Annotated in this window: 33 protein-coding genes; all 33 read right to left on the bottom strand. The window is 45.5% G+C overall.

Going from position 1 to position 25,703, the window contains the following annotated elements; translation table 11 throughout:
* Positions 1-23: 23 nt before the first annotated feature.
* Complete coding sequence (gene infA, locus MKY73_RS02270; protein ID WP_017692098.1) at positions 24-239, bottom strand: translation initiation factor IF-1; 216 nt, start codon at positions 237-239, stop codon at positions 24-26.
* Between the two features lie 3 nt (positions 240-242).
* Positions 243-551: a KOW domain-containing RNA-binding protein gene (locus MKY73_RS02265; protein ID WP_091039171.1), complete on the bottom strand. Its 309-nt coding sequence runs from the start codon at positions 549-551 to the stop codon at positions 243-245.
* Positions 552-561: 10 nt separating this feature from the next.
* A complete protein-coding gene (map, locus tag MKY73_RS02260; protein ID WP_036607191.1) occupies positions 562-1,314 on the bottom strand; it encodes a type I methionyl aminopeptidase in 753 nt (250 codons plus the stop codon).
* 3 nt (positions 1,315-1,317) lie between these two features.
* A complete protein-coding gene (locus MKY73_RS02255) occupies positions 1,318-1,962 on the bottom strand; it encodes an adenylate kinase (protein ID WP_339237992.1) in 645 nt (214 codons plus the stop codon).
* A 90-nt stretch (positions 1,963-2,052) separates the two neighbouring features.
* On the bottom strand, positions 2,053-3,351 hold the full coding sequence (gene secY, locus MKY73_RS02250; RefSeq protein ID WP_339257564.1) for a preprotein translocase subunit SecY: 1,299 nt from the start codon (positions 3,349-3,351) through the stop codon (positions 2,053-2,055).
* Entirely contained in the window at positions 3,351-3,791 is a 441-nt protein-coding gene (gene rplO, locus MKY73_RS02245; protein ID WP_062836188.1) for a 50S ribosomal protein L15, read from the bottom strand. Before rplO ends, secY begins: the two co-directional genes overlap by 1 nt.
* A 43-nt stretch (positions 3,792-3,834) precedes the next feature.
* Positions 3,835-4,020: a 50S ribosomal protein L30 gene (gene rpmD / locus MKY73_RS02240; protein ID WP_017692092.1), complete on the bottom strand. Its 186-nt coding sequence runs from the start codon at positions 4,018-4,020 to the stop codon at positions 3,835-3,837.
* 13 nt (positions 4,021-4,033) lie between these two features.
* Positions 4,034-4,531: a 30S ribosomal protein S5 gene (gene rpsE / locus MKY73_RS02235; protein ID WP_017692091.1), complete on the bottom strand. Its 498-nt coding sequence runs from the start codon at positions 4,529-4,531 to the stop codon at positions 4,034-4,036.
* A gap of 27 nt (positions 4,532-4,558) precedes the next feature.
* Positions 4,559-4,927: a 50S ribosomal protein L18 gene (gene rplR / locus MKY73_RS02230; protein WP_017692090.1), complete on the bottom strand. Its 369-nt coding sequence runs from the start codon at positions 4,925-4,927 to the stop codon at positions 4,559-4,561.
* Between the two features lie 117 nt (positions 4,928-5,044).
* Complete coding sequence (gene rplF / locus MKY73_RS02225) at positions 5,045-5,587, bottom strand: 50S ribosomal protein L6 (RefSeq protein WP_017692089.1); 543 nt, start codon at positions 5,585-5,587, stop codon at positions 5,045-5,047.
* Between the two features lie 30 nt (positions 5,588-5,617).
* The gene (gene rpsH, locus MKY73_RS02220; RefSeq protein WP_017692088.1) at positions 5,618-6,016 is read right to left on the bottom strand and encodes a 30S ribosomal protein S8; all 399 of its coding nucleotides are present in this window, start codon (positions 6,014-6,016) and stop codon (positions 5,618-5,620) included.
* A gap of 32 nt (positions 6,017-6,048) precedes the next feature.
* Positions 6,049-6,234, bottom strand: a complete 186-nt coding sequence (locus tag MKY73_RS02215) for a type Z 30S ribosomal protein S14 (protein WP_013312154.1) — start codon at positions 6,232-6,234, stop codon at positions 6,049-6,051.
* A 73-nt stretch (positions 6,235-6,307) separates the two neighbouring features.
* Positions 6,308-6,850, bottom strand: a complete 543-nt coding sequence (rplE, locus tag MKY73_RS02210; protein WP_253441169.1) for a 50S ribosomal protein L5 — start codon at positions 6,848-6,850, stop codon at positions 6,308-6,310.
* A 32-nt stretch (positions 6,851-6,882) separates the two neighbouring features.
* Complete coding sequence (gene rplX / locus MKY73_RS02205) at positions 6,883-7,236, bottom strand: 50S ribosomal protein L24 (protein WP_017692086.1); 354 nt, start codon at positions 7,234-7,236, stop codon at positions 6,883-6,885.
* Between the two features lie 40 nt (positions 7,237-7,276).
* Positions 7,277-7,645, bottom strand: a complete 369-nt coding sequence (gene rplN, locus MKY73_RS02200; RefSeq protein WP_017692085.1) for a 50S ribosomal protein L14 — start codon at positions 7,643-7,645, stop codon at positions 7,277-7,279.
* A gap of 34 nt (positions 7,646-7,679) precedes the next feature.
* Entirely contained in the window at positions 7,680-7,946 is a 267-nt protein-coding gene (gene rpsQ, locus MKY73_RS02195; protein WP_017692084.1) for a 30S ribosomal protein S17, read from the bottom strand.
* 48 nt (positions 7,947-7,994) lie between these two features.
* The gene (gene rpmC / locus MKY73_RS02190; protein ID WP_017692083.1) at positions 7,995-8,192 is read right to left on the bottom strand and encodes a 50S ribosomal protein L29; all 198 of its coding nucleotides are present in this window, start codon (positions 8,190-8,192) and stop codon (positions 7,995-7,997) included.
* Positions 8,182-8,616, bottom strand: a complete 435-nt coding sequence (gene rplP / locus MKY73_RS02185) for a 50S ribosomal protein L16 (RefSeq protein ID WP_017692082.1) — start codon at positions 8,614-8,616, stop codon at positions 8,182-8,184. Before rplP ends, rpmC begins: the two co-directional genes overlap by 11 nt.
* A 2-nt stretch (positions 8,617-8,618) precedes the next feature.
* On the bottom strand, positions 8,619-9,284 hold the full coding sequence (gene rpsC / locus MKY73_RS02180; protein ID WP_339237997.1) for a 30S ribosomal protein S3: 666 nt from the start codon (positions 9,282-9,284) through the stop codon (positions 8,619-8,621).
* 15 nt (positions 9,285-9,299) lie between these two features.
* Positions 9,300-9,632, bottom strand: a complete 333-nt coding sequence (gene rplV / locus MKY73_RS02175; RefSeq protein WP_024633583.1) for a 50S ribosomal protein L22 — start codon at positions 9,630-9,632, stop codon at positions 9,300-9,302.
* Between the two features lie 35 nt (positions 9,633-9,667).
* Complete coding sequence (gene rpsS, locus MKY73_RS02170) at positions 9,668-9,946, bottom strand: 30S ribosomal protein S19 (RefSeq protein WP_062836183.1); 279 nt, start codon at positions 9,944-9,946, stop codon at positions 9,668-9,670.
* Positions 9,947-10,017: 71 nt separating this feature from the next.
* On the bottom strand, positions 10,018-10,848 hold the full coding sequence (rplB, locus tag MKY73_RS02165) for a 50S ribosomal protein L2 (protein WP_017692078.1): 831 nt from the start codon (positions 10,846-10,848) through the stop codon (positions 10,018-10,020).
* A gap of 30 nt (positions 10,849-10,878) precedes the next feature.
* Positions 10,879-11,169, bottom strand: a complete 291-nt coding sequence (gene rplW / locus MKY73_RS02160; protein ID WP_017692077.1) for a 50S ribosomal protein L23 — start codon at positions 11,167-11,169, stop codon at positions 10,879-10,881.
* Positions 11,169-11,792 (bottom strand): 50S ribosomal protein L4, encoded by a 624-nt coding sequence (gene rplD, locus MKY73_RS02155; protein WP_278298120.1) that lies wholly within the window; start codon positions 11,790-11,792, stop codon positions 11,169-11,171. The genes rplW and rplD overlap by 1 nt, the downstream gene beginning before the upstream one ends.
* Positions 11,793-11,817: 25 nt before the next feature.
* Positions 11,818-12,441: a 50S ribosomal protein L3 gene (gene rplC, locus MKY73_RS02150; RefSeq protein ID WP_053779208.1), complete on the bottom strand. Its 624-nt coding sequence runs from the start codon at positions 12,439-12,441 to the stop codon at positions 11,818-11,820.
* A gap of 46 nt (positions 12,442-12,487) precedes the next feature.
* On the bottom strand, positions 12,488-12,796 hold the full coding sequence (gene rpsJ, locus MKY73_RS02145) for a 30S ribosomal protein S10 (RefSeq protein ID WP_017692074.1): 309 nt from the start codon (positions 12,794-12,796) through the stop codon (positions 12,488-12,490).
* Between the two features lie 438 nt (positions 12,797-13,234).
* Complete coding sequence (tuf, locus tag MKY73_RS02140) at positions 13,235-14,425, bottom strand: elongation factor Tu (RefSeq protein WP_062836181.1); 1,191 nt, start codon at positions 14,423-14,425, stop codon at positions 13,235-13,237.
* 95 nt (positions 14,426-14,520) lie between these two features.
* Complete coding sequence (gene fusA, locus MKY73_RS02135) at positions 14,521-16,599, bottom strand: elongation factor G (RefSeq protein ID WP_253441175.1); 2,079 nt, start codon at positions 16,597-16,599, stop codon at positions 14,521-14,523.
* A gap of 48 nt (positions 16,600-16,647) precedes the next feature.
* On the bottom strand, positions 16,648-17,118 hold the full coding sequence (gene rpsG, locus MKY73_RS02130) for a 30S ribosomal protein S7 (RefSeq protein ID WP_018753997.1): 471 nt from the start codon (positions 17,116-17,118) through the stop codon (positions 16,648-16,650).
* 87 nt (positions 17,119-17,205) lie between these two features.
* Positions 17,206-17,628: a 30S ribosomal protein S12 gene (gene rpsL / locus MKY73_RS02125; protein WP_017692070.1), complete on the bottom strand. Its 423-nt coding sequence runs from the start codon at positions 17,626-17,628 to the stop codon at positions 17,206-17,208.
* Positions 17,629-17,781: 153 nt separating this feature from the next.
* Positions 17,782-18,030, bottom strand: a complete 249-nt coding sequence (locus MKY73_RS02120; protein WP_047841123.1) for a ribosomal L7Ae/L30e/S12e/Gadd45 family protein — start codon at positions 18,028-18,030, stop codon at positions 17,782-17,784.
* A 205-nt stretch (positions 18,031-18,235) separates the two neighbouring features.
* Positions 18,236-21,850: a DNA-directed RNA polymerase subunit beta' gene (gene rpoC, locus MKY73_RS02115; protein WP_339238005.1), complete on the bottom strand. Its 3,615-nt coding sequence runs from the start codon at positions 21,848-21,850 to the stop codon at positions 18,236-18,238.
* A 113-nt stretch (positions 21,851-21,963) separates the two neighbouring features.
* Positions 21,964-25,509 (bottom strand): DNA-directed RNA polymerase subunit beta, encoded by a 3,546-nt coding sequence (rpoB, locus tag MKY73_RS02110; RefSeq protein WP_091039164.1) that lies wholly within the window; start codon positions 25,507-25,509, stop codon positions 21,964-21,966.
* Positions 25,510-25,703 lie beyond the last annotated feature (194 nt).

Here is a 25,703-nt window from a genome sequence, read left to right as displayed (position 1 = left end):
CAGTTCATTGCAACTGTCTACTACTATTTACGGTAAGTTATGCGACCTTTTGTTAAATCATAAGGCGACAACTGAACAACTACTTTGTCTCCAGTCAGGATACGAATAAAGTGCATCCGTAGTTTTCCGGAAACGTGAGCGAGAATTTGATGACCGTTCTCAAGCTCAACCTTGAATGTTGCATTCGGTAGCGGTTCAAGAACCGTACCTTCCACTTCAATGACATCTTCCTTGGCCATTAGTCAGTCTCCTTTCTCTTCAGCTTGAATGTTGGTGGATTCCAGAAATGAATGGACCGCATAGCGGAGCTTTCCATTTGTCACCCGACCACTCTCGTTTAAACTGTTCACAACCTCGCTGCTAATCATGGGCTGGAGTTCAAGATGAAGAAGATTCTTCTTCTTGGGTTGATCAAACTTACGTTTGTCTCCATCCGCGATATATACGAACTTACTGTCCGCTATAGCAACAATTACTGCGGCTTGGTCCGCATTGCGGCCTTTACGGATCTTCACAAGTTGACCGAGCTGCGGATTAGACTGACTGTTCATGCCTCATCACCTACGCATTCAGTTTCGTGAAAATTTCCATACCATCTGGTGTAACTGCTACGGTGTGTTCAAAGTGGGCACATAACTTTCCATCAACCGTGACGACAGTCCAGTTATCTTCCAACGTTTTCACATACCGTCTTCCTACGTTAACCATCGGCTCTATGGCCAGCACCATGCCCGCTTTGAGCCGTGGTCCCCGATCGGGAAGACCATAGTTCGGAATCTGTGGTTCTTCGTGCAGATCTGCGCCTATGCCGTGACCGACATATTCACGAACAACAGAGAACCCTTCATCTTCAATATATTTCTGAATCGCATGAGATATTGTAAACAAGCGAACGTCCGGTTTTACCAGCGCCAGACCTGCGTATAACGAAGCCTCGGTAACGTCCAGAAGACGACGGGCTTCTTCGGAAATACGGCCGACCGGATAAGTCCAGGCGGAATCTCCATGATACCCCTGGTACTGCGCGCCAATGTCAAACGTAACGATATCGCCCTCGTTCAACTTGCGTTTGCCGGGAAATCCATGTACCAACTCTTCATTTACTGAAGCGCACACACTGGCAGGGAAACCGTTATAACCTTTGAAAGACGGCACAGCTCCTTGACTGCGGATATATTGATCAGCCATATGGTCAAGTTCACCAGTCGTAATACCGGGAGCGATATGCTCTGCCAAGAGACGATGCGTTTCCGCAACAATTCTCCCTGCTTCCCTCATCAAGCCCAGTTCCGTTTCGGACTTACCAATGATCATCAATTAACCTCTCAGTAAGGACACGATTTCTTGAGAAACTTGATCGATATCCTGTTCTCCGTTCACTTGACGAAGAAGACCTTTAGTCTCATAGAACGTGAGGAGTGGTGCTGTTTTGTTGATATACTCGTCCAGTCGTGTACCTACACTCTCTTCATTATCATCAGAGCGTTGATACAACTCACCAGCGCATTTATCACAAATACCTTCCTGCTTAGGCGGATTGAATACCACATGATAAGTGGAACCACAGTTTTTACAAATCCGACGACCCGTCAAACGAGCGAGTAATTTGTTGCGATCCACTTTCAGGTTGATTACATGATCGAGACCTGAGTTCAATCGGTCCAGAATGCCATCGAGCGCTTCTGCTTGTGACAGGGTTCTTGGAAATCCGTCCAAGAGGAAACCTTCTCTGCAGTCAGGCTGCTGCAAACGTTCTTCAACGATGCCAATGGTTACATCATCTGGTACAAGCAATCCTTGATCCATATATTCCTTGGCTTTCAGGCCAATGGGAGTTCCCTGTTTGATCGCTAGACGAAATGCATCGCCTGTTGAAATATGGGGAATACCGAACTCTTTCACGATGACGTCTGCTTGTGTTCCTTTTCCTGCCCCAGGAGGGCCCATGAATAGGATGTTCACGTTATGTCACTCCCTCCAAGACTACCCTACATCAACAAACAGCACAATAGGTGCCGGCAAGTAAATCTTCACTCGACCGGTACCTATTGCCTATTTATTGATAAAACCTTTGTAGTGGCGTTTGATCAATTGGCTTTCGATTTGCTTCATCGTATCCAGCGCAACACCGATAACGATCAGGAGGGATGTTCCTCCAATTTGCGCAGATTGAGGCAAACCAGAAAGTGCCCCTAAGAATACAGGCAGAACGGAAATGACTGCCAAGAAGATGGCTCCGGCCATTGTCAAACGAGTCATGACACGGGTCAGATATTTCTCGGTTGCTTTACCCGGGCGAATGCCTGGGATGTAACCGCCGTTCTTTTTCATATTATCAGCCATCTGCTGTGGATTCATCTGTACAAAAGTATAGAAGAATGTGAAACCGAAGATCATCACAACATACAGTAACATACCCAGAGGTTTGTGAGTAGTCAGATTCTGTCCGATCCACTGTGCCCAGATGCGATCTGCCCAGAAGTTGGCGATGATCGTTGGGAACATCAACAGCGATGAAGCGAAGATGACAGGGATAACACCTGCTGCATTAATTTTCAGCGGGATATGTGTATTCTGTCCACCGTACATTTTGTTACCTACGACACGTTTAGCGTACTGTACAGGAATTTTCCGAATCGCCTGCTGAATGTAAATGACCCCTATGATGATCAGCACAATAACAATTGCGATGATTACACCTTTAAGAATATTCATAAACAGTTGGTCAGGTTGGATGAAGTCAGATTCGATCGTTTGTTTGATAATATTAGGCACCGTAGATAGGATACCTGCAAAGATCAAGATCGAAATTCCGTTTCCTATGCCCTTCTCGGTGATTTGCTCACCAAGCCACATCAGGAATGAAGTACCGGCCGTAAGTACAATCGCGATCAAGATATAATCTGCAAATGTAGCGTTAGGCACCATCTCTGTATTGTACAAGCGGTTGAATCCGATCGACGTACCAAACGCTTGAATCAATGCCAGCCCGATGGTTAAATAACGGGTCAACTGTGCAGATTTCTTCTTACCTTGTTCACCTTGCTTTGCCCACTCCGCTAATTTAGGAATAACGTCCATGGAAAGCAACTGTACTATGATAGACGCAGTGATGTAAGGCACGATCCCGAGCGCAAATATCGAGAACTGGAAGAGCGCTCCACCCGAGAACGTATTGAGAAGTCCAAAAACTTCTTTACCCGCAGAATTTGTCGCTTCGAATACATCTTTATTAACTCCCGGTACGGGAACAAAGGATCCGATGCGGTAAATGATCAGTACAAAAAGGGTAAATAATACCCTTTTGCGCAGATCTTCAACCCGCCAGATATTCTTTAGGGTCTTGAACATTAAATCACCTCAGTTGTACCGCCGGCAGCTTCAATTTTCTCAATAGCAGATTGAGAAAACTTATTAGCTTTAACAGTCAGCTTCACAGTGACATCACCGTTACCCAGGATTTTGATTCCGGATTTAGCGTTTTTAACTACGCCATTCGTCATCAAGAATTCTGGAGTTACTTCAGTACCCGCAGCAAAACTGTTCAGGTCTTCAGTATTCACAACTGCATATTCTTTGCGAGTTGGGTTTACAAAACCACGTTTTGGCAAGCGACGATACAATGGATTTTGTCCACCTTCGAAGCCTGGACGTACTCCACCGCCAGAACGAGCGTTTTGTCCTTTGTGACCGCGACCTGATGTTTTACCTGTACCACTACTTGGACCGCGACCAAGACGTTTACGTTCTTTGCGGGATCCAGGAGATGGTGAAAGCTCATGTAACTTCATCGTTCGTTGCACCTCCTTAAAGATTTGTGGGATTAACCCGTTTTTAAGCTTCTACTTCTTTAACAGCAACCAAGTGGCTTACTTTGTTAATCATACCACGGATGGCAGGATTATCGTTTTGTACCACTTTGCTATTGATTTTGCGCAAACCCAATGTTTTCACAGTTGTTCTTTGCGTCTCCGGACGTCCGATCAAGCTGCGGACGAGGGTAATTTCTAATTTAGCCATGAGAATTCCCTCCTTAACCCAGAAGCTCTTCGACGGATTTTCCGCGCAGTTTAGCCACGTCTTCAGCACGCTTCAAACGGGACAAACCTTCCAAAGTCGCATTGACCATGTTCATGGAATTCGAAGAACCCAGAGATTTTGTCAAAATGTCACCCACACCAGCAAGTTCGAGAACCGCACGTACAGGACCACCAGCGATAACACCAGTACCTTCAGATGCTGGTTTCAACAGCACGCGTCCTGCGCCGAACTTACCTGTTACCAAGTGAGGAATCGATGTTCCTACGAGTGGAACGTGTACAAGGTTTTTCTTAGCGTCTTCAATACCTTTGCGAATTGCATCAGGTACTTCGCCCGCTTTACCGATACCAGCTCCAACCCAGCCGTTGCCGTCGCCGACTACAACCAGTGCGCTAAAGCTGAAACGGCGTCCGCCTTTTACTACTTTAGCTACGCGATTAATATTTACAACTCTTTCAGTCAGTTCCAAAGTATTCGGATCTACACGCAAGTCGTTAACCTCCTTTTGAAAAATATCTTAAAACTCAAGTCCTGCTTCACGAGCCGCTTCAGCCAAAGCTGCGATACGACCATGGTACAGATATCCGCTACGGTCAAATACGATGTTGGAAACACCTTTGTCTTTCGCACGTTTAGCAACGAGTTCGCCAACTTTACGAGCTGATTCAACAGATGCACCATTTTTGATGTCAGTGCTCAATTCTTTGTCTACGGTAGACGCGGAAGCGATTGTTACACCAGCAACATCATCGATGATTTGAGCATACATATGTTTACCAGAACGGAATACGTTCAAACGAGGACGTGCTGCCGTTCCTTGGATTTTCTTACGAACACGAAGGTGTCTTTTCAGACGAGCCTTATTTTTATCTGGTTTCGTAATCATCTCAAAGATTCACTCCTTTCAGGTTACCTCGCTGGCTTCAAAGCAGAAGCCACGGGGTATATTAGAAACACACGAAGCAAGCAAGCCGAAAGCCGCGCAAAGGCGGTAAGAGAAATCTTATTTCTTCTTACCGGCTTTACCTTCCTTACGGATGATACGCTCGCCTTCATATTTAATACCTTTACCTTTGTATGGCTCAGGTTCACGTACGGAACGGATTTTAGCAGCGTAAGCACCTACGCGCTCTTTGTCGATTCCGCGAACGATGATTTTTGTATTCGAAGGTACTTCGAATTCAATTCCCGCTTCCGGTGTAATTTCAACCGGGTGAGAGTAACCAACGTTCAGAACGATTTTATCTCCGGATTTGCTTGCACGATATCCGACCCCAACCAATTCCAGAGATTTCGCGAATCCTTCAGTAACGCCGCTCACCATATTGTTTACAACGCTGCGCGTTGTGCCGTGCAAAGAACGGTGAGTTTTGTTATCGGAAGGACGCACAACTGTGATTTCGTTATTTTCAACTGTAACCTTCATGTCTTTATGAAGCTCACGAGTCAAAGTTCCTTTTGGTCCTTTTACCGTAATAACGGTGTTGTCCAGGGTGATGTCTACACCACTTGGTACTGTGATTGGTTTGCGACCAATACGAGACATATGTTGCACCTCCTATCTTGTGACGTTATATTACCAAACGTAGCAAACGACTTCTCCGCCGGATTTCGATTGACGAGCTTCTTTGTCCGTCATGATACCTTTGGATGTCGAGATGATCGCGATTCCCAGGCCACCAAGTACACGAGGTACTTCATTGCTTTTCGTGTAAACACGAAGACCAGGTTTACTGATTCTTTTCAGACCAGTGATAACGCGCTCGTTATTTTGACCGTATTTCAGGAAAACACGGATAATCCCTTGTTTGTTATCATCGATAACTTCAGCGTCACGGATGAAACCTTCACGCTTCAGGATATCGGCGATTTGTTTTTTCATTGTCGAAGCAGGCATTTCTACCGTTTCGTGACGAACAGTGTTCGCGTTACGAATACGAGTAAGCATATCTGCAATTGGATCAGACATAGTCATTGTGAGTTAACCTCCTTCCCGTTCAGGACTTTTTACCAGCTTGCTTTTTTCACGCCAGGGATCTGGCCTTTATAAGCTAATTCACGGAAGCAAATTCTGCAAATTTTGAACTTTTGCAGGACCGAATGTGGACGTCCGCAACGCTCACAGCGTGTATATGCACGTACTTTAAACTTTGGTGTACGTTGTTGTTTAACTTTCATCGAAGTTTTTGCCACTTAGCCTGACACCTCCTAAATAATTTCGGAGAAAAGGGAGTCTTTCCAGACACCCGGAAACGTTATGCCAACATTACTTAACGAAAGGCATTCCCATTTGCGTGAGCAATTCGCGGGACTCTTCGTCTGTTTTCGCCGTTGTTACGATGACAATATCCATACCGCGGACTTTATCAACTTTATCATACTCGATCTCTGGGAAGATCAATTGCTCTTTCAGACCCAGTGTGTAGTTACCACGTCCGTCGAAAGCTTTACTCGATACACCGCGGAAGTCGCGGACACGAGGAAGCGTAACGTTGAACAGTTTATCGAGGAAGAAGTACATACGCTCGCCGCGCAATGTTACTTTCACACCGATAGGCATATTCTCACGCAGTTTGAATCCTGCGATTGATTTTTTTGCACGAGTGATTACAGGTTTTTGACCTGCGATCAGTTGCAAATCGTTTACTGCGGAATCCAACACTTTGGAGTTTTGGACAGCGTCGCCCACACCCATGTTGATAACGATTTTCTCGATTTTCGGCACTTGCATTACCGTTGTATAGTTAAACTTCTGCATCAAAGCAGGAGCGATTTCTTGCAGGTAACGTTCTTTCATTCTTGATGCCATGAATCATAGCCCTCCTTTCTCATTCGGTTCAATTAGTCGATAATTTCTCCGGAACGTTTAGCAACGCGCACTTTCTTTCCGTTATCCAAAACTTTGTAACCTACACGGGTTACTTTTCCGCTCTTCGGATCGATGTGCATTACGTTGGAAACGTGAATCGGAGCTTCCTTCTCGATAATGCCGCCTTGCGGGTTTTGCTGGTTAGGCTTCTGGTGTTTTTTCACCATGTTAACACCTTCCACAAGGACGCGGTTCTCACGAGGATAAGCAGCGATGACACGACCTTTTTTACCTTTGTCTTTACCGCTGATCACCATAACCGTATCTTCCTTTTTAACGTGAAGTTTGTTGTTATGGGATTCCAGAACTTTTTTCACTCTTGGCATTTCGTACACCTCCTGTTTCTAACATCACGAGATTAAAGCTTTAGATTACTTCTGGAGCCAAGGAAACGATTTTCATGAAGTCTTTATCGCGAAGTTCGCGAGCAACTGGTCCGAAAATACGTGTTCCACGTGGGCTTCTGTCGTCTTTTACAACAACCGCTGCATTTTCATCAAAACCGATGTAGGAACCGTCTTTACGACGTACAGAACGTTTCGTACGAACGACAACCGCTCTAACTACATCACCTTTTTTGACAACGCCGCCTGGTGTTGCTTGTTTAACAGAACAAACGATCAGATCACCGATTTGAGCTGTACGACGTCCCGTACCGCCGAGTACGCGGATACACATCAGTTCCTTCGCACCGGAGTTGTCAGCCACAGTCAAACGTGTAAATGGTTGAATCATTTAGTATTCCTCCTTTCAGCAGTGCTGCTGAGCATTAGATGATAACCGCTTTTTCTACGATTTCAGTAAGTCTCCAGCGTTTATCTTTCGAAAGCGGACGAGTCTCCATGATTTTCACCGTGTCACCGATTTTCGCAGTGTTTTCTTCGTCATGTGCTTTGAATTTTTTAGTAACCTTAATGCGCTTATGGTACAAGTTGTGTTTTTTGTAAGTTTCTACAGCAACAACAATTGTTTTGTCCATTTTATCGCTGACCACTTTACCAGTTTGCACTTTACGTGCGTTACGTTCTTCGCTCATTGTTGGCCTCCTTCCTGATTACGAACGGATTGTCCATCCTATCCCTAATTAACCGATTCCCAATTCTCTCTCACGGATAATGGTTTTAGCACGAGCTATTTCTTTCCGCACATCACGGATGCGAGTCGGGTTATCCAGCTGACCGGTAGCTAATTGAAAGCGGAGGTTAAAGAGTTCTTCTTTAAATCCGGCAATCTTTTGCTCGATTTCAGCAGAGGTTAGGTTGCGAAATTCACTAGCTTTCATTTGCTTCACCACCCAATTCTTCACGTTTCACGAACTTCGTTTTGATTGGCAGTTTGTGAGCGGCAAGACGCATTGCTTCGCGTGCAATTTCCTCCGGTACACCAGCAAGTTCAAACATGATCTTACCTGGTTTCACTACTGCAACCCATTTTTCTACGTTACCTTTACCGCTACCCATCCGAACCTCGAGAGGCTTTTGAGTGATTGGTTTGTCTGGGAAGATTTTGATCCAAACTTTACCACCACGTTTGATGTAACGAGTCATTGCAATACGAGCCGCTTCGATCTGACGGTTCGTAATCCAAGCCGGTTCCGTAGCTTGCAGACCGTATTCGCCAAAGTTCAGAGTCGTTCCGCCTTTAGCTTGGCCTTTCATATGTCCACGTTGTTGCTTACGGTGTTTTACGCGTTTTGGTACCAACATGATTAGTTGCCTCCTTCCTTAGCAGCTTGTTTCTTAGCCGTAGGAAGAACCTCTCCACGATAGATCCATACTTTTACGCCGATACGTCCGTAAGTAGTATGAGCCTCTGCAGTACCATAGTCAATGTCAGCACGCAGTGTGTGCAGTGGAACAGTTCCTTCGCTGTAGCCTTCAGAACGTGCGATCTCAGCACCGCCAAGACGTCCGCCTACTTGAGTTTTGATACCTTTAGCACCGGAGCGCATAGTTCTTTGAATTGCTTGTTTCAGAGCACGACGGAAAGAAACGCGACGTTCCAATTGTTGTGCAATGCTTTCAGCTACAAGAATAGCGTCCAGGTCTTGGTTCTTAATTTCAGAAATGTTGATGTGTACTTTTTTACCGCCAGCAATTTTCGTAATTTGGTTACGAAGATTTTCAACTTCAGATCCACCTTTACCGATAACCATACCTGGTTTCGCAGTGTGAATCGTTACGTTCACGCGGTTAGCCGCTCTCTCAATTTCCACACGAGATAAAGCGGAGTCTTTCAATTTATTTTTCAGGAATTCACGAATTTTCACGTCTTCCATCAAAAGATCACCGAAGTCTTTGCCTGCATACCACTTAGATTCCCAGTCACGGATAATTCCGACACGGAGTCCGACTGGATTTACCTTTTGGCCCACACATTTCCCCTCCTTCTACTTCTCAGATACCACCAAAGTGATGTGGCTAGTACGTTTGTTAATACGACTTGCACGTCCCATTGCACGAGGGCGGAAACGTTTCATTGTCGGTCCTTGGTTCACGTAAGCTTGCGAGATAACCAAGTTATTAACATCTAAAGAATAGTTATGTTCCGCATTCGCAATAGCGGAGTTAAGCAACTTCTCAACGATAGGAGAAGCGGATTTCGGAGTGTGACGGAGAATGGCAACCGCCTCACCTACTTGCTTGCCGCGAATCAAGTCAACAACGAGTTGAACTTTACGAGGAGCAATCCGGATAAACTTAGCATGTGCTTTTGCTTCCATTGTGTAACCTCCTCTCAAACATTAAAGATGTTCATTTATCTTCTTGTTTTCTTATCATCATCAGTATGGCCTTTGTACGTACGGGTTGGAGCGAACTCACCCAGTTTGTGTCCGACCATGTCCTCAGTTACATACACTGGCACGTGTTTACGACCATCGTAAACGCCAAATGTGTGTCCGATGAATTGTGGGAAAATTGTAGAACGACGGGACCAGGTTTTGATTACGTTCTTCTTACCTGAAGCTTCCATCTCTTCTACCTTTTTGAGCATGTAGCCATCAATGAATGGCCCTTTTTTCAAACTGCGACCCATGTGGAGATCCTCCCTTCAAACGTAGCTATTATGCATCCGCAGATGCCTCACGAAGTTATGCACAGTGTGTATTACTTCGTGCGGCGGCGAATGATGTATTTATCAGAAGCTTTATTTTTCTTACGCGTTTTGTAACCAAGAGTAGGTTTACCCCATGGTGACATTGGCGATTTACGTCCGATTGGAGCACGACCTTCACCACCACCGTGTGGGTGATCGTTAGGGTTCATTACTACACCACGAACCTCAGGACGTTTACCCAACCAACGGCTACGACCGGCTTTACCGATTTTGATGAGCTCGTGGTCTTGGTTACCAACAGATCCGATTGTCGCGCGGCAAACTTTCAAAATACGACGAACTTCTCCGGAAGAGAGACGAACGGAAACGTATTTTTCTTCTTTACCAAGCAATTGAGCTTCTGTACCAGCAGCACGAACCAATTGTCCGCCTTTACCTGGTTTCAACTCAATGTTGTGGATAACGGTACCTACTGGAATGTTTTCAAGTGGCAGTGCGTTACCGATTTTGATGTCTGATTCAGGTCCGGAGAATACTTGATCTCCAACTTTCAAACCTTTAGGAGCGATGATATAACGTTTCTCACCATCAGCATAGTGAATCAGAGCGATATTGGATGTACGGTTCGGGTCATACTCAATCGTAGCAACGCGGCCCGGTATTCCATCTTTAGTACGTTTGAAGTCAATGATACGGTATTTACGTTTGTGTCCACCACCATGGTGACGAACTGTAATTTTACCTTGGTTGTTGCGGCCTGCTTGTTTGCTCAACGGGGCCAACAACGATTTCTCCGGCTGATTTGTGGTGATTTCCTCAAATGTAGAAACGGACATGTTCCGTCTTGCCGGGGATGTTGGTTTATACTTTTTGATTGGCACTGGGTTTCCCTCCTTACTTCAAAAATTCAATTATACAGTTTCAAAGAACTCAAGCGTTTTGCTGTCTTTTGTCAACGTTACAAACGCTTTTTTCCATTCGCTTGTATATCCGGAATAACGTCCGTACCGTTTTGGCTTAGCTGGAACACGAAGCGTGTTCACGTTTTTCACTTTTACGTTGAAAATAGCTTCTACAGCCTTTTTGATCTCGGTTTTGTTTGCACGGATATCGACTTCAAATACATATTTCAAGTCATTCATCATGTCAGCAGTACGTTCCGTAATAATCGGACGTTTTACAATATCACGAGGATCCTTCATTACGCGAGCACCTCCTCTACCTTCTGAACTGCTTCTTTCGTAATGATCAATTTGTCGTGCGAAAGCACGTCAAGAACATTAATACCGTCAGCAGCTACGAATTTCACGCCTGGAATATTCCGTGCGGAAAGAGCTACATTATCATCATAGCTAGGAGCTACGATCAAAGCTTTACGTCCCACTTTGAGGTTACTCAAGATGGCAGCGAACTCTTTAGTTTTAGGCGTGCTCAACGTGAGAGCGTCCAAAACGATAATGTCATTGTCAATCACTTTGGATGAAAGGGCAGATTTGATCGCCAAACGACGAACTTTCTTAGGCAGTTTATACGCATAGCTCCGTGGTGTTGGACCAAATACGATACCGCCGCCTTTCCATTGTGGTGAACGAATTGAACCTTGACGAGCGCGACCTGTACCTTTTTGTTTCCAAGGCTTACGTCCGCCGCCACGTACTTCAGAACGTCCTTTTACTTTGTGGGTACCTTGACGAAGGGAAGCGCGTTGCATAAGAACTGCATCGTACAGAACGTGTTGATTCGGCTCAATTCCGAAAACAGCATCGTTCAATTCAACTTCGCCTACTTGGCTACCATCTACATTGTAAACTGATACTTTTGGCATTTTGTGTTCCTCCTTTCTTCAGTGGTTATTTTTTCACCGTTTCTTTAACTTTGATGAGACTGTTTTTCGGTCCAGGAATGGAACCTTTCACGAGCAACACGTTACGCTCAGCGTCTACTTTAACTACTTCAAGACGTTGAATTGTAACTGTATCATGTCCCATGTGTCCTGGCAGGCGTTTGCCTTTAGGAACGCGGTTAGCTTGGATCGAACCCATCGAACCCGGGCCACGGTGATAACGAGAACCGTGAGACATAGGTCCAGTGCTTTGTCCCCAACGTTTAATTACGCCGGCAAAACCTTTACCTTTAGAAACACCCGTTACGTCAACGAATTCGCCTTCAGCGAAAATGTCAGCTTTCAGTTCTTGGCCAACTTCATATTCAGCGATGTTGATACCGCGAACTTCACGAACGTAGCGCTTAGGGGCAGTGTTCGCTTTTTTAGCGTGACCTGCTTCTGGCTTGTTAGCATTTTTCTCTTTCTTATCGGAGTAACCGATTTGAATTGCTTCGTAGCCATCGTTCTCAATGTCTTTCTTTTGCAAAACAACACAAGGGCCTGCTTCGATAACCGTTACTGGAACAACGTTACCTTCAGGAGTAAATACTTGAGTCATTCCGAGTTTTTTTCCTAAGATTGCTTTCATGTTGACACCTCTTTTCCTCTATACATGGTCTTTGTTGTAGCTTGTATTACAATTTAATTTCGATATCTACACCGGACGGCAGATCCAAGCGCATCAAGGCATCCACAGTTTGTGGAGTCGGGTTAACGATGTCGATCAAACGCTTATGTGTGCGTTGTTCGAATTGTTCCCGGGAATCCTTGTACTTGTGCACCGCACGAAGAATAGTAATGATTTGTTTTTCAGTAGGAAGCGGAATCGGACCGGATACACCTGCACCCGAACGTTTTGCTGTTTCAACAATTTTCTCCGCGGATTGATCAAGAATTCTGTGGTCGTAAGCTTTCAAACGAATACGAATTTTTTGCTTTGCCATTTTAGTCCCTCCTTCTATCGCCCAATTTTTTATCGGACATACTCCGTGAAAATTTTCTAGCCACTGTCCCATGGCAAAGGGGCCGGGTGTGCCAGTAACCTCTCACATCATCGCAACGTCACAGAACAACATTCATTATTATATAGAAAAGATAGGCGTATTGCAAGCATATTTAAGAAAAACATTTAAACTTATCTTTTCTGATTGAAATGACTTCGTTTATTGTAGTGTTTATCTTCAATATCCAGGCTGCCTTGCCAATCCTTCTAAACTCGTAAATGATGTTCATTTTATATGACGCAGGTTCCGAAACTTTACACATAATAAAAGAGTTCTTTATCCGATGTCGGATAAAGAACTCTTCCGAAGCTTCGTTACAATACAATGTTACTCGTTCCAGTACACTGTTGCATATGCTTTATTCAGCGTTAAGCCGAATTATTTTTGGATCGATGCTACGGAACCGGCACCTACTGTACGTCCACCTTCACGAATGGAGAACTTAGTTCCTTCTTCAATCGCGATTGGGGAGATCAGGGAAACAGTAACTGTGATGTTATCACCAGGCATTACCATTTCAGTACCTTCAGGCAAGTTGATGATGCCTGTTACGTCAGTTGTACGGAAGTAGAACTGTGGACGGTAACCAGTGAAGAATGGTTTGTGACGTCCGCCCTCTTCTTTAGTCAAAACGTAGATTTGAGCTGTGAATTCTGTGTGAGGCTTAACAGAACCCGGTTTAGCCAAAACTTGGCCACGCTCGATGTTGTTACGGTCAACACCACGAAGAAGTGCTCCGATGTTGTCACCTGCTTGAGCGGAATCCAGCAATTTGCGGAACATCTCAACGCCAGTTACAACAGATTTTTTAGTTTCTTCAGTGATACCAACGATTTCGATCTCTTCGCCGACTTTAACAGTACCACGCTCTACACGGCCAGTAGCAACAGTACCACGACCAGTGATAGAGAATACGTCCTCGACAGGCATCAAGAAAGGCTTGTCAGTTTGACGCTCAGGCAGTGGGATGTAAGTGTCGATTTCTTTGAACATCTCAACGATTTTTTGAGCCCATTCGCCATCTGGGTTAGCCAGCGCTTCACGAGCAGATCCACGAGTGATTGGAGTATCGTCACCTGGGAACTCATATTCGTTAAGAAGGTCGCGAACTTCCATCTCAACCAATTCCAACAACTCTTCGTCTTCAACCATGTCACATTTGTTCAAGAATACAACAATGTAAGGTACGCCTACTTGACGGGAGAGCAAGATGTGTTCACGAGTTTGTGGCATTGGGCCGTCAGCTGCGGATACTACCAAGATAGCTCCGTCCATTTGTGCCGCGCCAGTGATCATGTTTTTAACATAGTCGGCGTGACCTGGGCAGTCTACGTGAGCGTAGTGACGAGTGTCAGTTTCGTACTCAACGTGTGCTGTGGAGATAGTGATACCGCGCTCGCGCTCTTCTGGAGCTTTGTCGATTTGGTCGAATGCTACAGCAGCACCACCGTAAGTTTTGGACAATACAGTTGTGATTGCAGCAGTCAGAGTTGTTTTACCGTGATCGACGTGACCGATAGTACCGATGTTAACGTGGGGTTTATTACGTTCGTATTTAGCCTTTGCCATTTGAACGTGGCCTCCTTAAAATTATAATTTTATGTTTTCACTGAATGAAGTGCTCCGAAATGAATTCTTATGCACTTACATCCAGTGTGAGAAAACTACTCGGTGCCTTTTGTTTTGGCAACGATTTCTTCAGCGATGCTCTTAGGAACTTCTTCATAGTGAGAGAGTTCCATGGAGAACACGCCGCGTCCTTGAGTACCGGAACGAAGAGTTGTAGAGTAACCAAACATTTCAGACAAAGGTACCTTGGCACGGATGATTTGAGCTCCACTACGGGAATCCATACCTTCGATGCGGCCACGACGGGAGTTCAACATACCCATTACGTCACCCATGTACTCTTCTGGAACTGTTACTTCTACTTTCATGATAGGCTCAAGCAGAACTGGTTTACACTTGTCTTTAGCCGCTTTAAGCGCCATTGATCCGGCAATTTTAAATGCCATCTCGTTGGAATCGACATCATGGTAAGATCCGTCTACGATTGTAGCCTTAACGTCAACAAGCGGGAAGCCTGCGATAACGCCGTTTTTCATTTGCTCTTCAATCCCTGACAGTGCAGGTTGAATGTATTCTCTAGGAACGGAACCACCGACAACCTTACTTTCGAACTGGCTGCCTGTACCCGGCTCGAGAGGTTCGAATTCAACCCATACGTGACCGTATTGACCACGACCACCGGATTGACGTACGAATTTACCTTCAACGCGCGCTGGAGCACGGAATGTTTCACGGTAAGCTACTTGTGGTTTACCCACAGTAGTTTCAACCTTGAACTCACGACGCATACGGTCGATGATGATATCAAGGTGAAGCTCACCCATACCTGCCAAGATAGTTTGACCTGTTTCTTCATCAGTATGAGCACGAAGAGTTGGATCCTCTTCAGTCAACTTACCGAGAGCAACACCCATTTTGTCTTGGTCAGCTTTGGTTTTAGGTTCAACGGCGATTTCGATAACCGGATCAGGGAAGTTCATTGACTCCAAGATAACCGGATTTTTCTCATCACATAGTGTATCACCTGTACCGGTATCTTTCAAACCTACGGCAGCTGCAATATCACCGGAGTAAACTTCAGTGATCTCTTGACGGCTGTTCGCATGCATTTGAAGGATACGACCGATACGCTCACGTTTGTTTTTAGTTGCATTCAATACATATGAACCGGATTGAAGAACACCGGAATATACGCGGAAGAATGTCAATTTACCAACGTAAGGGTCAGTCATGATTTTGAATGCCAATGCGGAGAATGGCTCTTCATCAGATGACTTACGAACTGCTTCAGTTCCATCTTCAAGATGACCAGTAATTGAAGGTACATCTGTTGGAGCTGGCAAGTAGTCGATAACAGCATCCAACATCAGTTGAACACCTTTGTTACGATATGAGGATCCACAGATAACAGGGAAGATCTTAACATCTACAACACCTTTACGGAGAGCGCCTTTGATCTCTTCGATAGAGATTTCTTCGCCTTCCAGGTATTTCATTGTCAATTCCTCATCCAGTTCTGCAACACGCTCAATCAATTCATTACGGAGTTCTTCAACTTGCTCTTTGAATTCCGCAGGAATTTCTGTTTCTTCGATATTTTGACCAAGGTCATCTTTGTACATATGAGCCTTTTGTTCAACAATATCGATAATACCGATGAAATCATTTTCAGCGCCGATTGGAAGCTGAATCGCAACAGCGTTCGCTTGAAGGCGATCACGCATGTCGGATACAACGTTCAAGAAGTCAGCACCGATGATATCCATTTTGTTTACATATGCGATACGAGGTACGCCGTACTTATCAGCCTGTCTCCATACAGTTTCAGACTGAGGCTCAACGCCTTCTTTCGCACTGAATACACCAACTGCTCCGTCCAATACACGAAGGGAACGTTCAACTTCAACAGTGAAGTCAACGTGTCCCGGGGTATCAATAATATTAACGCGGTGGCCTTTCCAAGCAGCGGTAGTCGCAGCGGAAGTAATCGTAATTCCGCGCTCCTGTTCCTGTTCCATCCAGTCCATTGTCGCAGCGCCTTCGTGTACTTCACCGATTTTGTGCGTACGTCCTGTGTAGAACAAGATCCGCTCAGTTGTCGTGGTTTTACCCGCATCAATATGAGCCATGATCCCGATATTACGTGTATTTTTTAAGGAGAACTCTCTAGCCATGAAATGGGTCTCCCTTCAAAATAGAAGTTTTTTATTGTGAACTGAATCCTACCAACGGTAGTGAGCAAACGCTTTGTTCGCTTCAGCCATTTTGTGCGTATCTTCACGTTTTTTAACGGAAGCGCCTGTGTTGTTGGAAGCGTCGATGATCTCAGCCGCCAAACGCTCTTCCATTGTTTTCTCACCGCGGTTGCGGGAGTAGTTCACGAGCCAACGTAGTCCCAGAGCAGTACGTCTCTCTGGTTTTACCTCGATTGGTACTTGGTAGTTGGCACCGCCGACACGGCGAGCTTTAACTTCCAGGACTGGCATGATATTCTTGATTGCTGCTTCAAATACTTCCATCGGGTCATTACCCGTACGTTCTTGAATCAACTTGAACGCATTATACAGAATGCTTTGAGCAACACCGCGTTTTCCGTCGAGCATGATGCGATTGATCAAACGAGTAACCAACTTGGAGTTGTATACCGGATCTGGCAACACGTCTCTTTTCGTAACTGGACCTTTGCGTGGCATGGATATCCCCCTTTCTTTCTTGTTCAGCAGACCCTGTACCTTCCAGACCTAAGCCAGAAGGCTTTCAGGTTCTCTGCTTATAATGGTTTAGGCTTTTTTAGCTTTTGGACGTTTTGCACCGTATTTCGAACGAGCTTGCATACGGTTGTTTACGCCTGCAGTATCGAGAGCTCCACGAACGATGTGATAACGAACCCCTGCAAGGTCTTTAACTTTACCTCCGCGGATCAATACCACACTGTGCTCTTGAAGGTTATGTCCGATTCCCGGGATATAAGCAGTTACCTCGAGACGGTTCGTCAAACGAACACGGGCATACTTACGAAGTGCAGAGTTTGGTTTACGTGGAGTCATTGTACCTACACGAGTGCAGACACCACGTTTTTGTGGGGCACTGATGTTAGTAGATTCACGTTTCAAAGCGTTGAATCCTTTTTGCAAAGCTGGAGATTTTGACTTCTCAACTTTTGCTTGACGTCCTTTACGAACCAGTTGATTGATAGTTGGCATGTGATTGCCACCCCCTTCCTCAAATATTCATGTTTCTTTATAAACCTCTTTTCGCTAAGTCCACAGACCCAGGCGGTTCATAAAAAGACAAATGAAAAGTTTTTGCCTTGGAGAATCCTTAAAAGTTCTCGGACAAAAACGTTCCTTACACTATCATTTTACGACAGCAGCCATAGCTGCTCCCACTCCAATCCCGCAAGCTTTGCCGAGATTTTTCATTGTATCCACTTTCGTGTACTTTACATTGTGTTGTTCACACAAAGCAATGATTTTGGAAGTGAGCTGCGGATCACTATCTTCTGCGACATAGACTTCAGAAGCCATACCTGTCTGCACCATCCGCATGGTCTGTTTGGTACCTATTTTGACATGAGCATCTTGCAAGGCTTTTTCATTAGACATTGTGCATTCCTCCGAATAGAACCATGTACAATCAGCTGCCCACGCACCTTTGATATATTAGCATCTAGCGCAAGCATTGTCAATGCTAATCCTAAAAGATTTTATAAAAGTTTACGTACATCAGGATTCGTCCGCCTGCACTATACAAGCGTCCGCCTCCTGACGCACAAAACTTTCATTCCCCTCTAAATGAGAAGAAATCTATTTAATCAACCGAAACTGGCTCGAGTTCTTCTACTGAAGATTGGCCATCTTCTGGCTCAGCAAACTTGATGCTGCGGTAACGGTGCATACCTGTACCTGCAGGGATCAATTTACCGATGATTACATTTTCCTTCAGACCAAGCAACTGATCGACTTTACCTTTGATCGCTGCATCTGTCAGTACACGTGTAGTTTCTTGGAACGAAGCCGCTGAGAGGAACGAGTCTGTTTCCAGGGATGCTTTCGTAATACCGAGCAGGATTGGTTTAGCAACCGCTGGCTCTTTATCACTAAGAATCGCAATTTTGTTAGCTCTTTCGTACTCATGCGTATCTACGAACGACCCTGGCAACAGCGTTGTATCCCCTGCATCTACGATGCGGATTTTACGCAGCATTTGACGGATCATAACTTCAACGTGTTTGTCATTGATTTCTACGCCTTGGTTACGGTATACGCGCTGTACTTCCTGCAAAATGTAGTTTTGTACGCCACGTACGCCTTTAATGCGCAGCATTTCTTTTGGATCGATGGAACCGTCTGTCAACTCATCACCAGCTTCAATTTCCATGCCTTCGCTTACGCGCACACGGGAACCGTAGGTAACAGAGTATACTTTGGACTCCGCTTCACCTTGAATTTCAATTTCACGACGATCTTTCGCTTCGCGAATCTCTTTAACTACACCATCAATTTCACTGATCGTTGCTTGACCTTTAGGATTACGAGCTTCAAACAACTCCTGGATACGCGGCAAACCTTGCGTAATATCGTCTCCGGCTACACCGCCGGTGTGGAACGTACGCATTGTCAACTGTGTTCCTGGCTCACCAATGGATTGTGCTGCAATAATACCAACTGCTTCACCGATCTCCACATGTTTACCTGTCGCAAGGTTACGACCGTAACACTTCTTGCAGACACCATGACTTGCACGGCAGCTGAGTACGGAACGGATTTGCAATTTGGTTACGCCCGCTTTGATGATTGCCTCTGCTTTGTCGGAGTCAATCAATTCATTACGACCTGCAATGATTTCTTTCGTTTCCGGATGACGAACTGTCTCGAAGCAGTATCTGCCTTCAATACGGTCATAGAGATCTTCAATAACCTCTTTACCATCCTGGATACGACTTACCGTAAAGCCTTTATCTGTACCACAATCATCATCACGCACGATTACATCTTGGGCTACGTCTACGAGACGACGAGTCAGGTAACCTGAATCGGCTGTACGCAGGGCTGTATCCGCCAAACCTTTACGCGCTCCGTGAGTGGAGATAAAGTACTCGAGCACTGTCAGACCTTCACGGAAGTTCGATTTGATTGGGAGTTCGATGATTCGACCAGACGGGTTGGCCATCAGACCACGCATACCGCCCAATTGGGTGATTTGCGATTTGTTACCCCGTGCTTTGGAGTCTACCATCATCATGATCGAGTTGTAACGGTCCATGGACTTCATCAGAATCTCAGTGATGTCATCTTTGGATTTTGACCAGATATCAATGATACGGTCATAGCGCTCTTCATTCGTAATCAGACCACGACGGTACTGATTCGTAACGATTTGTGCTTTATCCTCAGACTGTCTAAGAATTTCAAACTTCTCAGGCGGAACGATAACATCAGATACCGCAACCGTGATACCGGCACGGGTAGAATATGTGAATCCAAGTTGTTTGATTTTATCCAAAATAACGGCTGTTTCCGTTGTGTGATAAATTTCGAAACAACGTGCAATGATGGAACCGAGATATTCTTTGCCGACACCGCCAGCCAGAGGAGCATTCATAATAGCCTCTCTGAGGTCAGCACCTTTTTCATATACAAATGAGTGATCTGCAGTACCTTGGTACAAGTTCGCACGAGTCGCATCATTGATATACGGGAAGCTTGCCGGGAAAATTTCATTGAAGATAATTTTACCGATAGTAGTCAGCAACATTCCTTCTTGTTGCTCTTCCGTGAAGCTTGTTTTACCAAGCGCCTTAACCGGAATAGCTACACGAGCGTGCAGACCAGCAGTACCACGTTGGTATGCCGACACAGCTTCGTTCACTGTACGCAGGATCATACCTGTGCCCTTTTCTTCTTTGTTGTCCATAGTGAGGTAATAAGAACCAAGCACCATATCCTGAGAAGGAGTAACAACCGGTTTACCGTCTTTCGGGTTCAAAATGTTTCCTGATGCAAGCATCAGAATACGTGCTTCCGCTTGAGCTTCAGCGGACAACGGAACGTGCACGGCCATTTGGTCACCGTCAAAGTCGGCATTGTATGCCGTACATACGAGTGGGTGAAGACGAATTGCTTTACCTTCAACGAGAATCGGTTCAAACGCTTGAATACCGAGTCTGTGAAGCGTAGGGGCACGGTTCAACAGAACCGGATGCTCCTTGATTACTTCTTCAAGAACATCCCATACTTCAGGACTTACACGCTCAACTTTACGTTTCGCGCTCTTGATATTGTGGGCAAGCCCTTTATTTACAAGCTCTTTCATAACGAAAGGCTTGAACAATTCAAGTGCCATATCTTTTGGCAGACCACACTGATACATTTTCAGATAAGGTCCGACAACGATAACGGAACGACCAGAGTAGTCAACCCGTTTACCGAGCAAGTTCTGACGGAAACGTCCTTGTTTACCTTTCAGCATGTGGCTGAGGGATTTCAATGGACGGTTACCAGGACCCGTTACCGGGCGACCGCGACGACCATTATCGATCAATGCGTCAACAGCTTCCTGCAACATCCGTTTTTCATTTTGCACGATAATATCTGGCGCGCCCAGATCAAGAAGACGTTTCAGACGGTTATTCCGGTTAATTACACGGCGATACAAGTCATTCAAGTCAGACGTTGCAAAACGTCCACCGTCCAACTGTACCATTGGACGAAGTTCCGGTGGGATAACAGGAAGTACATCCATGATCATCCACTCTGGCTTGTTGCCAGAGTTACGGAAAGCTTCGATAACTTCCAGACGTTTAATTGCACGATTACGACGTTGTCCTTGCGCAGTCCGGAGCTCTTCTTTCAGGAACTCGAGCTCTTTATCTATGTCAAGATCTTGAAGCAGTTTTTTAACCGCTTCTGCGCCCATGCCTGCCTGGAAACCATAACCGTATTTTTCACGGTAGCTGCGGTATTCTTTCTCGGACAACAGCTGTTTTTTCTCCAGTGGAGTTTCTCCTGGATCCGTTACAACATATGATGCAAAGTAGATAATCTCTTCAAGAGATCTTGGAGACATATCCAGAGCAAGACCCATACGGCTCGGAATACCTTTGAAGTACCAGATATGCGATACCGGAGCAGCGAGCTCAATATGGCCCATCCGTTCGCGACGTACTTTCGCACGTGTTACTTCGACGCCACAACGATCACAGACAACGCCTTTATAACGAACGCGTTTGTATTTACCGCAATGACATTCCCAGTCTTTTGTAGGGCCAAAAATCTTTTCGCAGAACAGCCCTTCTTTTTCCGGTTTCAACGTACGATAGTTGATCGTTTCCGGTTTTTTCACTTCTCCGCGGGACCAAGAACGAATTTTCTCTGGGGAAGCAAGCCCGATCTTCATGTATTCGAAATTGTTGACGTCCAACAAGGAGCAACCCTCCTTAACCAATTCCTGTAATCTAGGTTACGCCCTCTCCGGCCGAAGCCGGAGCAAGACGCGAGCCTGATGAAAAACGCCGGTCATCATGCGCTCGAAGCGAATTATTCCGCTCCGACCTCTGTACCCTCAAGGTTGAGGCTGAGCTTATCGCTCGCAGCGTCATCTTCATCGTCCATTTCTCTCATTTCAATCTCTTGCTCATCTTCACTCAAAATCTTAACGTCCATACCCAAGCTTTGCAGCTCTTTGATCAATACTTTGAATGATTCAGGAACACCTGGTTCAGGAACATTCTCGCCTTTGACAATGGATTCATATGTTTTAACCCGACCAACAACATCATCGGATTTAACAGTCAAGATTTCTTGCAGCGTATAAGCAGCACCGTACGCCTCAAGCGCCCATACTTCCATCTCCCCGAAACGCTGTCCACCAAATTGGGCTTTACCACCCAATGGCTGTTGCGTAACAAGTGAGTAAGGACCCGTGGAACGGGCATGGATTTTATCATCAACCATGTGTGCCAATTTGATCATGTGCATGACACCAACGGTAACTTCACGTTCAAACTCTTCACCTGTACGACCATCATACAGGACGGTTTTTCCATTACGTTGCATTCCTGCTTCTTCCATCGTATCGAAGACATCATACTCCTTCGCTCCGTCGAATACAGGAGTTGCTACGTGAATACCCAGTTGCATTGCGGCCATACCCAAGTGAACCTCAAGTACTTGACCGATATTCATCCGGGACGGTACGCCCAGTGGGTTAAGAACGATCTGAACCGGTGTACCGTCTGGCAGGAAAGGCATATCTTCTTCCGGCAAGATGCGGGCCACGACCCCTTTGTTACCATGACGTCCGGCCATTTTATCACCCTCGGAAATTTTCCGTTTTTGAGCGATATATACACGAACGAGTTGGTTAACACCTGGAGGCAGTTCATCACCGTTTTCACGGGTAAATACTTTCACGTCTACTACGATACCGTCGGTACCATGAGGTACACGCAAGGAAGTATCACGTACTTCACGTGCTTTCTCACCAAAGATCGCATGCAGGAGACGTTCTTCTGCTGTCAGCTCTGTTACACCTTTAGGTGTTACTTTACCAACCAGAATGTCGCCAGCACTGATCTCAGCACCGATGCGGATAATACCGCGCTCATCCAAGTTACGCAACGCTTCTTCCCCAACGTTAGGGATGTCACGTGTGATCTCTTCAGGTCCGAGCTTGGTATCACGTGCTTCAGACTCATACTCCTCGATATGGATGGATGTGTATACATCTTCCTTAACGAGTTTTTCACTAAGCAAGATCGCATCCTCGTAGTTGTAACCTTCCCAAGTCATGAAGGCAACAACAACGTTACGTCCCAGAGCCAATTCACCCATTTCCGTTGAAGGACCGTCAGCTAGGATATCGCCAGCTTTGACAGCGGCACCTCTTTTGACAATCGGACGCTGGTTAATGCATGTTCCTTGGTTCGAACGCATAAATTTGTGTAATTTATATTTAACGATATCGCCTTTAACTTCCTGACCGTCCACTTCTTCAACACGCCGGAGCCAAATCTCGTTCGCAGAAGAACGTTCAATAATTCCGTCATAATCGGAGACAATACATACACCAGAGTCTTTTGCAGCTTTGTGCTCCATACCTGTTCCTACAAGTGGTGCTTTAGGAATCAAGAGTGGAACCGCCTGCCGCTGCATGTTAGATCCCATGAGTGCACGGTTGGAGTCATCGTTCTCAAGGAACGGGATAAGCGCTGTAGCGACGGATACAACCTGTTTAGGAGATACGTCCATGTAGTCAACTCGCTCACTCGGCATCGTAAGGATGTTATCCGACTGTTTGTTGTAACGTACAATGATCGCTTCTTCTTCAAATGTACCGTCTTCGTTCAACTTCGCATTCGCTTGTGCGATGACATAGTTGTCCTCTTCGTCCGCTGTCAGGTAATCAATTTGCTCGGTCACAATACCTGTCTTCGGATCAACCCAACGATATGGAGCTTCAATGAAGCCATATTCATTCACACGGGCGAACGTTGACAAGGAGTTGATCAAACCGATGTTTGGTCCCTCTGGAGTCTCGATTGGACACATACGGCCATAGTGGGATGGATGGACGTCACGTACTTCCATACCTGCGCGCTCACGCGTCAAACCACCGGGTCCGAGTGCGGACAAACGACGTTTATGTGTCAACTCACCCAACGGGTTCGTTTGATCCATAAACTGTGACAATTGAGAGCTACCAAAGAACTCTTTAATGGATGCAATAACAGGACGTATGTTGATCAATGCCTGTGGTGTAATGACGTTGGCATCCTGAATGGACATTCTCTCACGAACCACACGCTCCATACGGGACAAACCGATACGGAACTGGTTCTGCAGGAGTTCACCCACTGAACGCAAACGACGGTTACCCAGATGATCGATATCATCCGTGCTACCAATTCCCTGCAGAAGGTTAAGGAAATAACTGATGGACGAAATGATATCCGCCGGAGTCACGTTTTTAACGGACTTGTCAATGTTTGCATTGGCAATCAGTTTGACCACTTTGCCATCTTCAGTTGGTGAGAATACATCAATCGTTTGCATAGGGATATCATTGGCATCCAAAACGCCGTTACCCACGTGATACGTGCGGAATCCAACGCTCTTCTCCAGATATGGCATGATTTCATCCAACAAACGACGATCAACCATTTGGCCTGCTTCAGCAATGATTTCACCTGTTTCAGCGTCAACAAGTGATTCAGCCAAGCGTTGGTTAAACAAACGGTTTTTGATGTGAAGTTTTTTATTCATTTTGTAACGACCTACATTAGCAAGGTCATAACGTTTTGGATCAAAGAAACGTGCTACGAGCAAGCTTTTCGCATTATCCAATGTTGGTGGCTCGCCCGGACGAAGACGCTCGTAGATCTCAATGAGTGCTTTCTCCGTGGAATCCGTGTTGTCTTTGTCCAGTGTGTTGCGGATATATTCGTCATTACCGAGCAGATCCAGAATCTCAGCATCTGTGCCAAAACCAAGTGAACGCAGGAGAACCGTAACCGGTATTTTACGTGTACGGTCGATCCGGACGTAAACAACATCCTTCGCGTCCATCTCCAGTTCGAGCCAAGCGCCGCGGTTAGGAATAACTGTAGCGGTATACGTTTTTTTGGCGTTTTTATCTACTTTGGTACTGAAGTAAACGCTAGGAGAGCGAACCAACTGGCTGACAATAACCCGTTCCGCACCATTAATAATAAATGTGCCCGTGTTGGTCATCAGCGGGAAATCTCCCATGAATACTTCCTGCTCTTTGACTTCGCCGGTTTCCTTATTAATGAGCCGGACTTTGACCCGAAGCGGTGCTGCATAAGTAACGTCACGCTCTTTCGCGTCGTCTACTGTATACTTCGGTTCACCGAGACTGTAATCGATAAATTCCAAAATCAAGTTGCCTGTGAAATCCTGGATCGGCGAGATATCCTGGAACATTTCGCGCAACCCTTCCTCCAAAAACCAATCATATGATTTTTGTTGGATTTCAATCAGGTTAGGAACTTCGAGTATCTCGTTAATTCGTGCATAACTGCGCCGAGTGCGTCGACCATATTGAACAAGATGTCCTGCCAACTTAAACTCACCCCTCAATGTCTACTCACTTTAAAAATTTCGTTGCGAACCTCTGTTTGTAACCTTATAATGGTACACATACAGAGCAAAGCAATGCATCCACAAATAAAGAAAAGCCCTTACTCGAAATGTCGTTCGAAAAAAGAGCAACTTTGATCGGCGGATGTCTTTCCAAAACATTCTTATCCCCAGTT

The organism is Paenibacillus sp. FSL R5-0519, from assembly GCF_037974275.1.
GTDB lineage: Bacteria > Bacillota > Bacilli > Paenibacillales > Paenibacillaceae > Paenibacillus.
The sequence above is the reverse complement of the archived record's forward strand: the minus strand, read 5'-3'. Positions and strand labels throughout refer to the sequence as shown.